The sequence below is a fragment of the Butyricimonas sp. RTP31003st1_G1_RTP31003_210430 genome, assembly GCF_040920905.1.
Lineage (GTDB): Bacteria > Bacteroidota > Bacteroidia > Bacteroidales > Marinifilaceae > Butyricimonas > Butyricimonas paravirosa.
On the sequence record NZ_JBCOSQ010000003.1, the window covers coordinates 134,415 to 145,768 of the forward strand.

Below are 11,354 nucleotides of genomic sequence, written 5' to 3' on the forward strand. Positions count from 1 at the left end.
TCTTTACATATCATGAAAAAATATATTATTCTGTTCATACTATTCAGTGGAATAGTTAACACGATTCACGCACAAATAAAAATCCAAGGTACAGTCAAACAGCATGAAGATGAAAATATATATCTGTCCTATTGGGTAGGCAGAAAAAAACAGATAGATACCGTACAAATAGAAAAAAATGGAAAATTTATCTATCAAAACGAACAATATATACCCGAAATTTTATCTATAGCAGGCGAGGAAATGCCTCTTTACCTACAACCCGGAGATGAAATCAACATGACCGTTAATATGCAAAAAGATGGTGTAAAACGAATCATTTTCAAAGGAGATCGTGCCGCTGAAAATAATTACCAGTATGCCTTCTCTCAACTCGGTCAGTTACGAAAGTGGTTAACATCTGTCGAAAATATTCCTTTCAAAGCATACCAAGTCAAAATAAAAGAAAATGTGAGTGTTGCCGAAGAAAGACTAAAAAGAGTTTCTGATGAGAAATTAAGAAAGACATGGACTCAACTACAAAACGTCGTACCTCTGTATCTCGGATTAGACTACTATCAAACCAATCAAGCCAAAGCTAACACAGATCAAGATTTTATAACTTTCATCCAAAGCATTGACCTGACGGACTCTTGTAAAGCTGACTACAACGTAATTTCCGGAGTTATTCACTGGTATATGGACAAAAGCAACAATTCCAATACAGGCAACACATCAATCCATTATCTAGAGACAATTGAAAATGTGATCTCGGATCAATCAACCAGAAATAGACATACCACAGAATACATGGAATTACAACTGAAAGGAGCAAAAAATCCTAATATTCAAGAGATTTTCGATAAATACAAAGCTATTTGTACAGACACGGCTTTAGTTGCTGGTTGTCAAAAAAAATTGGACGTGTATCTAAATTATTTTAAAATTCGTAATGGAGTAATGGCTCCCGATTTTGAAATGATTGGTATTGATGGTCAAAAAGTTCGCCTATCAGATTTCAAAGGGAAAATGGTTTACATTGACGTATGGGCTACTTGGTGCGCACCTTGCAAAGCAGAAATTCCTCATGTAGCTACTTTACACGAACAATTTAAAGATGATAACAGGATTGAATTTATTAGTATATCAGTTGACACAAAGACAAAAGTTTGGAAAAAAATGGTCGAAGAAAAGGACCTTGCATGGCAACAATTTATTGTAGAGGGAGGAACCGATTCCTTTTTCTATAAAGAATATGCCATCGAATTTATTCCTCGTTTCATGCTAATAGACAAAAACGGAAAAATTGTAGAGGTTAATTACATGAAACCATCCACTCTGGGCTGTGCTGACAATCTAAAATCTCTCTTAAACAAATAAAATACAATTAATCTCAAAAACAGTTTCGATTTAATCTGATGGCTTCAATCATTCTATATTTTGATTCTCAATACTTACAAATTTATTTTTCGTCAAACCAACAATTAAATCGAAACTATTTTCATTTCTATTTTTTCAAAAAAAGCCGGACTAATTATTAATCCGACTTTTCGTTGGAATAAAAAGAGAATGAAATATTACAAAACATTGAAAATTATGCTAGGCTAACTAAGCTACAAGAATAAATTTCTGACTAATCTTTTTCATATTCGCTAGCAAAAATTTTCTAGTTAAACCTTTTATTTATATTTCATCTTCCTCGTCTTCGTAGCCAAATAAAAATAGAAATAATTAAAAGTATTCCCGGCAGAATCCATGTCATAAGTACCTGCCACGCTCCAATCTTCGTCTCATTTAAATAGATCATATTATCAGGGGGTGTCGGACGACGAACGTCAATAGGCACCTCGTTATCGGACATCCAATAAAATCCTCCCATGATAACCGCATAATTGGAAGCAGAAATCCCCCTGCGATTCATACTTAACTCTCCATTACTAATACAATCAGCATCCCCTAATATCATTATTTTCTGTTCTTTATTACAAACTTCTCGGGTAAGAGCCAAAACAGTCGCATATGACTTCTGAATCTCTCCCATACTTGCTGACAGTACAGGCCGTTCATCCACGAAATTTATAGTTTCTACTTCATTCCAAGTTAAAGAATCACTTATAAACAATGGTATTACATGATACCCTTTATTCCCATCATATTCCAAACCTGCAACACCAGACATAGCAAGACATCTATCATTCCGTTTCATTTCATCAAAATAATAATTCAGTTCTGCAGCCTCCCGAGTGGGTTTTGCAACAATCAAATCTGGAGAAAAATTTTCATTCAATTGAACCAAAGTACCCGATGATAACTGAACACCAAATTTTTCTAACAACACATTCATTACTTCTGAACGATTCGGCTCACACGTAATGAATAGGTTTCCACCACGAGCGATGTATCGCTCTAAATGTATTTCTTCTATCTCGGTTAACGGCTCTTTCAGTTCGGCTATGACAATTATTTTTATATTACTAGGAACGTCATCTGCCAAACTTACATTCAAAACGTCAAAACCTTGATTAATTAACGCATAACGAAATTTTTTTTCCAAGGCAAAACCACGATATTCCCGATCTCCCGTACGATTAATATCCCTTTCTCCATGACCTACTAGAAAACCAACACTAGGTAGTTCCATCGCTATTCGTTTAAACGCAGCTGTAATTTCAGATTCTCCCGGATGATGTTGCATATCATCAAAAACTCGTAAGAATGTCTTTTCTCCATTTTCCCGTTCCAACAAACGAACAAACATATTTTCCTCTCCAGACAGATCTATTTGCTCACGAATTTGATCCGGATTTAAAAACATACTAGAATCCAAACCATGAATCCGCATAATTTCTCTTGCTCGCTGTTTCGTATTCATATTAGGAAAACGCTGATCTTGTGACACGCTCTGAATCGTGTCATAATAATACACGTATTTCAATTTAATATCCGGTTTAAAACGCACATATTGTTTAAAACGAGCTTGATCGGTTTTCACTCGAGAAGGACTAGCAGTCCATATATCTCGCTCATCCAGAGCATTTAAATAACTTGTAATAGTTAATCCTCCCTCCAAACGACTGATCACATCTTGACTATTAGGAGTTAATGTATTCATCTTTGTCGTGGTCACATCATAGTATCCCATCAAGTTCGGGCGAGAAGACAAGTATCCCAAAAAACAAGCAAGCAGTACAACCCCGACATATCTACCTAAGGTTAATAACCAAGGACTCTTTTGCCGACAAGCCTGTAAACGTATTATGGCTAAAGTAAGGAACAGAACAATTACAATAATAAAGTAGAGCAAATCTTCGCTACAAATCAATCCCATCACAAATTCACCTGCACGTCCAGAAATTGATAACCAATAAGTAATATCACGGATGAACTCTATATCTTGCCACATATCTTTCACATAATTCAGCGCACCCAACATAGCTAATGTCAACATTGCTGCAACCACTTGATACGAGGTTAGGCTTGACATAAATAACCCCACCGCCGCATAAGCACAAATTAACAAATAAATACCTAACAACCCGGTTAAAACAAGAGGGAAATCAAAATCCTTAATCGTAAAAGCACCAAAAAGTGCAAAAATAAGCATGAGTCCTATCAGAACAAGACCATAAATCATCATGGACAAGAATTTTCCCAAGATAATTTGTACGTTTGTCACGGGAGACGAATATAGTAATCTAATGGAACCACTTCCAAACTCTCGACTCATCAATCCCATTGTCAATAACGGAATATAGAGGAACAAATACCCCTGAATAGCAGGAAAAACTCCTCCCCAAGGATTAGAAAAGACATTGGACGTCACAGAAACCAATTCATAACCTAGTGCCTGGTTACGCACTAATCCTCCAAACATATTTGTAAAAGTCATTGCTGTCTGGAACGTAAAAATTACAATGACTAACCAAGCTACAGGTGAATAAAACAAAGTTTGTAATTCTGTCTTTGCTATTTTATATATTGTTTTCATGAATGATTCTTTTATAATAAATTATTTCTTAGACAATTTGGCAAATATCGTATCCAGTGAACTTTTTTCCAGATAGATTTCGTTCAAACGCCAATCTCGCATCATACTAATTTCTACTACTTTCTCCATCATCTCTTGAGCATTTGCGAAATGAAGACGGAATCTCGTACCACCTAATTCTTCCACTTGCAATACCCCTGGAATCACCTGCAATTCCTCTACTGGAGGTCTTGTAATCAGAGAAACACACACGGAGCTGGGGGTTATATAATTATCAAATTCTTCTACAGTCCCTGAAAATACAAGACTCCCTTGTTCTATCATACGGATATACTTACAAGTAGCCTGAACCTCGGAAAGAATATGCGTGGATAACACGACAGTGCGTTCCTCTGCAATCTCTTTTACCAAATGACGAATTTCCATAATTTGGTTCGGATCTAAACCATTAGTTGGTTCATCCAATACCACGAAATCCGGTTTATGAATAATCGCTTGTGCAATTCCAACTCGCTGCTGATATCCCCCTGACAAGTTACGAATCAAACGTTTTTGAAAATGAGAAATCCCACATTTACCCATTACCTCAATCACGGCTTTATGAATTTGTTTACCAGGAATGTGGCGCAAACTCGCACAATACTCAAGATATTCCTCCACGGTTAGATCCACGTGTAAAGGAGGCTGTTGTGGTAAAAAACCGATATGCCGTTTAGCCTCTACGGGATTTTCACGCATATTAATCCCCTTGATAAAGACATTTCCTCTCGTCGGTTTCAACACACCACACATAATATTCATCGTCGTGGATTTACCAGCCCCATTAGAACCAAGTAAACCATAAATACCATTTTTCAGAATTTCAAAATTCATATCTCGAACAGCCCATTGCACGCTATAGCGATGAGATAAATTCTCCACTTTTACAATAACTTCTTCCATTTTTCACATTTATTTACATACAATCAAAATTGACATACCTATAGCGAGAAGAGTATTTTTACAATACTCCCCCCATCTATTTTTATTTCAGAATAATTTATTTGTAAATCATATCACCTATAACTTGTATATCAAAGTCATAAGTTTCCAACAAGTAATTTCTCAGAATGTCATATTTCTTTTTTACTAAAGGATATTCCAAGTCTGATTCCCACTGTTCCGATGTCCGACCCACCATCCCATTCAAAAAAGCCTTCAGATCATCCGTTTCATTCAATGTACGGGAGGGCCAATTCACCCGGGTAGACCACTCGTTTCCGTTATTGGCCACGAATCCCCGATTTCTTGCATAATCAGGAGAAGACGGTGTCGTGTTTGCTGCTTTAGAATAATCACTCAGCGCAAAGAATTCCTCTGGAAAATCTATCTTATCCATCCATTTTTCCCATAATCCTTGTTGAAGATTATTCTTTAAATTCAATTTTGTTTCCACAGACATTTTCTTTAAAGTATCCGAACAGTAACTAACAGCAATTTGCCCATTCATCACTCTCACATCTTTAAACTGAGCGGATGATCCGTAATGTAAAGTTGTTGCTAAAAATATCTTATAAGGCATATATTTTTTATGGAAATCTACTGGATAAAACGAAAACCAAACCTCTTCTAATAAATCCAACATTTCTCCCGCATATAACGGATCGGCTTGCGTATACGTGTAATCACTTGATGAACCTTCCATCTGACTCCAGTTAAAATCACGCTCCAAGTATTCGTACAAGACATACGTTCCGTATTGATTGTATAACTCAATAATACGGTCATCAGCAGGAGATTTTCCTTGAGGCAAAATATAATCCGGTTCCAAAGGATCAACGTTGCCCACACCATTTTCTTCTGAACAAGCGAGTAAGCACAGACTCAAAAACAAGGCAATGTATATATTCATTCTTTTCATAATTGACATATATTTATTCATTTAATATTAAATACCTTTTCTCTCCGGTTCATAAGCAGAAGGATTCTGTTCCAAACGATTATTATTCATAATCATCGTGGTAGAAAAAGGAATCGTGTATAATAAATCTTTCTCCTTCAATGTAAAAGTCAACCAAGAATCGGCCTTTTTAGCTTTGTATTTATGAGATATGGACGGCATTCCATAACGACGTAGATCAAACCAACGTTGTTCATCATAACATAACTCCAATCTACGTTCCAACCGGACCTCATCCAATATATCGGTCACATTCTCTATTGAAATATCTTCGTATCCCACAATTCGACAACGACGCAAATCATTCAAATCAGCCAAAGCCTCACTCGCTTTATCCATTTGTGCATAAGCCTCAGCACGATTTAAATACGCCTCTGAAATGCGTAATGTATTTGTCGGCCCCATCCCTTCCGAATAATCAGGGGTCTTTTTAGTAGTTTTCCCACTAGCATTAAACCAAAATTTCTTCCGACAATCATTATCGCTATATTTTGAAAGTAATTCTCGAGAAGGAATGTACCCATACTTCAATTGCCCATTACCATATCGCCATTCCACTTCCGAATGCGCATAAGTCGGCATATAAAACGTTGAAGAAGATACTAACGTGTAATTTGTCAAACCTTCAGCCGTCTCAATAGCTCTATCTGCCGCCTTTATAGCATTCTCCCACTGTTCCATGTACAAATAGACTCGAGACAACAAGATATAAACCGAAGTCACGTTAAGACGGTAGTTTCCCACTCGTTTCGGATTCTTTTCAAATAACTCAGCTGAAACTTTCAAATCTTTCACAATTTGGAGATACACCTCTTCAACCGTGTTCCGAACAAGCCCGTTCTCAACCAGACCAGCCGTCAATTTTAAAGGTACTCCCAATGATGTTTTATTATAATGATAAGGTTCTCCATATAGATTCACAAGTAAATAATAATAAAACCCACGTAACCCGTAAGCCTCTGCTTTCACGTATTCTCTTTCAACATCAGCTCCTGTCGCTTCATCAATCCCATCCAATGTCGCATTAACACCTTTCAACTGACTATAAACATTCTCATACAAATCTGTTATTTTCACCTCTCGCTCGCACATATCAGGTTGCCAGGTAAAGTACCCAAAATAATCCACGGCATAAGCGTTATTAGCATCACCATAATATAAACTTTCATCCAGTTCGACATCATCATCCAGTAAATAAAGCACATCATATCCTGACATTCCATAAGCAGATCCCAACAAAAATTGGCTATAATCCGAGACCGTCGATACGATCACCTCATCTTGAGATTTTTCTTCCAAAAAGTCAGAACAAGCACTTAAAGTCAATATCCCAACTAAAATTATTATTAAGTTTTTCATAGTAATTTCCATCTTTAATTTTTAAAAAGAAACTTGTAAGGATAATGATATAACTCGTCGTGTCGGCCAATTTCCCGTTTCAGGATCTAACCCATCCCATTTTTTATCTGATACCCACAAAAAAGGATTCGTCATGCTCGCTTTTACTTGCATACGTTGGATAAAAAATCGCTCTAACCAAGGTTGTCTGAATTCATAGGCAAAAGAAATAGAACGACAACGGATAAAATCCGTGTTAGCAACTCGGGCATCCGATAAATTATACATATAGTACAAATTTGTTGACACAGATGTAGAAGTCGCTGTAGCTGGTAACAATATGGTTTCATTGCCAGTTCCCGGCAAAGAAGGTATATTCGTAAATTGTTCGTCTCCTTGTTTTTTCCAACGATGAAGTAATTTTCTGGAAACATTCTGTTCCGGACGTGGTAACCCCGGCTGTGTCGACGTTGCGCCAGTGTAAAGCTCGGGTAAACGAGCATGGCCACCCCATTGTATTGTAAATAAAGCATACAACGAAAAACCTTTGTATTTTATCATCGTGTTCAATCCTCCAGAAAAATCAGGCACAAACTTTCCCGATTCAACCAGAAAGTCCGCAGGGGAATTCGCTCCTTCTATATCCATTTTATCAAACATCGGTAAGCCATTTTCCGAATTCAGCCCCGCAAATTGATATGAATAAAACGTTGAAAAAGGTCTCCCTGGAATAATTGCACTTCCTTCGATATAGTCATTCAGTGTATTTACTCGTTTATTTTTATCTATTTTATTACGAGAAACAGCCGTGTTCAGAGATAACTGCCAAGTTATATCCTTTGTACGAACTGGAATTACATCTATAACAAAATCATACCCGTAATTCTTCATCGTGGAACCAGAAACGATCCCATTAGCAACCCCATTTTCGTAAGGAACATTACGAGAAGCAAGTACCTTACTTATTTTTTGATAATAATTTAAAGTAAAATTAAGACGGCCATTCAAAAAAGCTCCATCCAACCCGAAATTATAAGTCTTTGTTTTTTCCCATCCCAAATTAGGATAAGGCAATGACTTTATTTTCAATACAAAATCTTGATAACGAGTATCAATACCACCATCATATGCAATTAAATAAGGAGAAACTGTGGTTACTGCATTTCCTTGATACCCGTATGAAACATAAAAGTCTAAATTATTCAACCACCATAAGTTTTTGGCAAAACGTTCATTAGCAACACGCCACTTCAAACCAACAGACCATGTCGGTTCAAAACGTTTATTTTTATCTTGTGCAAAACGATTCGATGCATCTATCCGACCATTAAAATTAATCACGTATAGATCATTATAGGTATAAACCACCGACATATATTCGCTAAGAGCATTTTCTTTCCGATTCACCACGCTAGAAGAACCATTTACAATGTCTGAATTACTCGTCTCGGAACCATAGGATAAATAAGTGATCGGTGGAGTTGCAAAAGTCTCTCCACGATCCGGCAAATATCCATAACGTTTATTCGCTCCTCCTTTTGATTTTACTGAATTTGTTTCAATACCAACTTGTAAAATTAATCTATGTTTTTCTTTGAATAGCTGATCATAAACCAAACTATTCCGCACCATCATTGTGGTTGTGTTAGTTAAATCCGTTTCCAAAATACCACCCACAGGTAAAGGGGAAGATTTCATCTCCGTACTATTTGCTGCAACTGTTCCATATTCATATCCACGAAGCTGGGTAATATAAAATGAATGTTCACTTGCATATTTTTTAGTATCGGAAGAAGAAGATGCATAAGAAAACATTCCCTGGTATTCCAATCCAGGCAAAACATTCCATTTAAGATCAATTGTCGATCCCCACGTACGGGTATCATTTTTACTCCCCGTATACCTCAGCTCGTTCAAAATATTATAATTATACATATATTTTCCATTGCCACTAAGACTATATTCCCCTATTTTCTCATGGAAAAACAAAGAACCGTCGTCCTTATAAGCAGGTATTGCCCGTGAAGTATTATACGCATAACTAAACGGATCAACGTTATAAGCAAATCCATTCACATTACGAACACTTCCTTTCAATAATAAATTAATCATCAACTTTTGTCCGAAATTCACAGTTGTATTAGAAGTAGCCGTAAACAAATTCACATCATTTCCTTTCGCCTCACCTCTCTCCCCAGTATATCCCAAAGACGTACGATTCAATACCTTACCGTTTCCTCCACTAATACTCACGCTATGGGAATGATTTAACGAATTGCGAAATAACAATTTGAACCAATCCGTGTTCTGCCTAGCCATCTTCTGGTACTCCTGATTCATTTCTCCAAGCGTAATCTCCTTGTTTATCAACCTTTGGAGTAATCCCGCATAACCGATAGGCAGAATTGACGATGTATAAGAACGTCTCTCGTCATATATCTCCTTCGAAAATTGCATAATCTCTTTTGAGTTCATCTGGTCGTACAAATCATAGCGAGGCCGTTGGCCAATAGAAAAATCACCATTATAATTCACAGCGATATCTCCTTGTGTTGCTTTTTTCGTGGTAATGACAATAACACCATTAGCAGCCTTTGAACCATAGATTGCAGTCGCGGATGCATCTTTTAACACTGTAATTGTCTCTATGTCATTTGGATTTAACCATGATATAGCATTACCTGCCAATTGACGAATGTCATCAGCATCAACTGAAAATTTTGTGTTATCCTCCGAGTCAAAAGGTTGTGGATCTCTTTGTATCACCCCATCAACCACCCAAACAGGCTCCTGACTACCCAATAACGTTGAGGTTCCCCGTACCCGAATTTTAGGTGAAGCCCCTACTAGCCCGGTCCTATTCATTACTAACATTCCGGGCACAACTCCCTGCAACATCTGATCAATAGACGAAGTTCCTGCCATCAAAATATCATCGATCTTCACAGTAGTTGAAGCTCCCGTGTAATTTCCTTTGGCAACATTACCATAACCTGTAACAACAACATCATCCAACGTTTTCACCTCTTCTTCCATACGAATAATATATTCCATTTTCCCCTTCACTAAAGGAATATATAATGTTTTCATTCCAATAGAAGTGACAACGAGAGAATCCACCCCTTTAACAACATTCAATACAAACTCTCCATTCGTATTAGTCGCTGTTCCTAGAGATGTCCCTTTCAAAATGATTGTTACCCCTGGCAAGGGATGATTTTGATTATCTTTCACAACCCCCTTTATGGTAAAATTATCCGGACTTTCTAACATACGGATTTCAAGTATTACCACGAAATCCGGCCTCTCTTCATAACGTACCTCTTTGCCCTTGAAAATCTGTTTCAAGGCTTCATCAAGAGTAACATGTTCCAAATGCACTGTCACTTTTTCTTTCATGTTTACTTGACTCTCGCTATAGAAAAAGTCTTTTCCATACTCTTTTCCTAACTTACTCAACACATCACTGATCACTTCATCTTTTACTTCCAATGAAATTCGTTTCATCTCCTGAGAGAAGATTACCTGCGGAAATAAAATAAGGCCTAACCAAAAAGGTAAAAACCTCCAGAACCATGTTTTTTTACTACCATCCTGCCAAAACAGAATAAGTCTACGACTTTTTTTCATATATTTGTATTTAATATTTAACATAGCTTTGTTCTTTATTTGCGACTTCAGAACAAAGCATTTATCAATATAAGTCGGGAAAGTCTTTCAACACTTTTTCGACTTTATTTTTCTGATATTATGATCTTCTCATTCTCTATAATAAAACGTACCGGACTCGAAAGCTCTATCATTTCCATCAAATCTTTAAATGGTCGAAATTTTAGCATACCACCTGAGAAATGTATATCTTTTAAATCCTCTTTTTCAAAATAAACAGGAACATCATACCAACGAACAATTTGCCTGACAATGTCTTCTAACCTAGCATTTTCAAATTTGAATCGCCCCTCTACCCACGAAATAACACTATTCGGATCTACTTTTTCCACCGTGATTTCCTCTCCAAACGCAACAGCTTGTTCACCCGGTACCAATACAACCCGCTTCCCATCGTAATTACTTACACAAACACTACCACTTACAAGCGTCGTCATGACC

At 36.9% G+C, this 11,354-nt stretch carries 7 protein-coding genes; 1 reads left to right on the forward strand and 6 read right to left on the reverse strand.

The genetic code is table 11. From position 1 onward, the window contains the following. Nucleotides 1-12: 12 nt before the first annotated feature. The gene (locus AB5542_RS01925) at nucleotides 13-1,359 is read left to right on the forward strand and encodes a TlpA disulfide reductase family protein (protein ID WP_087422663.1); all 1,347 of its coding nucleotides are present in this window, start codon (nucleotides 13-15) and stop codon (nucleotides 1,357-1,359) included. 310 nt (nucleotides 1,360-1,669) lie between these two features. On the opposite strand, the gene AB5542_RS01930 is transcribed toward AB5542_RS01925, so the two are convergent. The 6 genes from AB5542_RS01930 to AB5542_RS01955 all read right to left on the reverse strand — a co-directional run. After that, nucleotides 1,670-3,967 (reverse strand): Gldg family protein, encoded by a 2,298-nt coding sequence (locus AB5542_RS01930; RefSeq protein WP_279039513.1) that lies wholly within the window; start codon nucleotides 3,965-3,967, stop codon nucleotides 1,670-1,672. A 21-nt stretch (nucleotides 3,968-3,988) separates the two neighbouring features. After that, complete coding sequence (locus AB5542_RS01935) at nucleotides 3,989-4,909, reverse strand: ABC transporter ATP-binding protein (RefSeq protein ID WP_279039515.1); 921 nt, start codon at nucleotides 4,907-4,909, stop codon at nucleotides 3,989-3,991. Nucleotides 4,910-5,006: 97 nt separating this feature from the next. Next, nucleotides 5,007-5,867: a hypothetical protein gene (locus AB5542_RS01940; protein WP_279039516.1), complete on the reverse strand. Its 861-nt coding sequence runs from the start codon at nucleotides 5,865-5,867 to the stop codon at nucleotides 5,007-5,009. A gap of 27 nt (nucleotides 5,868-5,894) precedes the next feature. Beyond that, the gene (locus tag AB5542_RS01945; RefSeq protein WP_279039518.1) at nucleotides 5,895-7,265 is read right to left on the reverse strand and encodes a RagB/SusD family nutrient uptake outer membrane protein; all 1,371 of its coding nucleotides are present in this window, start codon (nucleotides 7,263-7,265) and stop codon (nucleotides 5,895-5,897) included. A gap of 21 nt (nucleotides 7,266-7,286) precedes the next feature. After that, complete coding sequence (locus AB5542_RS01950; protein ID WP_279039520.1) at nucleotides 7,287-10,874, reverse strand: SusC/RagA family TonB-linked outer membrane protein; 3,588 nt, start codon at nucleotides 10,872-10,874, stop codon at nucleotides 7,287-7,289. 104 nt (nucleotides 10,875-10,978) lie between these two features. Beyond that, a partial coding sequence (locus AB5542_RS01955; RefSeq protein ID WP_368242969.1) for a FecR family protein occupies nucleotides 10,979-11,354 on the reverse strand: 376 nt, incomplete at its 5' end.

What these genes read in the sequence shown, in the direction of transcription:
- AB5542_RS01925 (WP_087422663.1), top strand. Translation starts at nt 13, where the DNA reads ATGAAAAAATATATTATTCTGTTCATACTATTCAGTGGAATAGTTAAC.
- AB5542_RS01940 (WP_279039516.1), bottom strand. Translation starts at nt 5,867, where the DNA reads ATGAAAAGAATGAATATATACATTGCCTTGTTTTTGAGTCTGTGCTTA.
- AB5542_RS01935 (WP_279039515.1), bottom strand. Translation starts at nt 4,909, where the DNA reads ATGGAAGAAGTTATTGTAAAAGTGGAGAATTTATCTCATCGCTATAGC.
- AB5542_RS01930 (WP_279039513.1), bottom strand. Translation starts at nt 3,967, where the DNA reads ATGAAAACAATATATAAAATAGCAAAGACAGAATTACAAACTTTGTTT.
- AB5542_RS01950 (WP_279039520.1), bottom strand. Translation starts at nt 10,874, where the DNA reads ATGAAAAAAAGTCGTAGACTTATTCTGTTTTGGCAGGATGGTAGTAAA.
- AB5542_RS01945 (WP_279039518.1), bottom strand. Translation starts at nt 7,265, where the DNA reads ATGAAAAACTTAATAATAATTTTAGTTGGGATATTGACTTTAAGTGCT.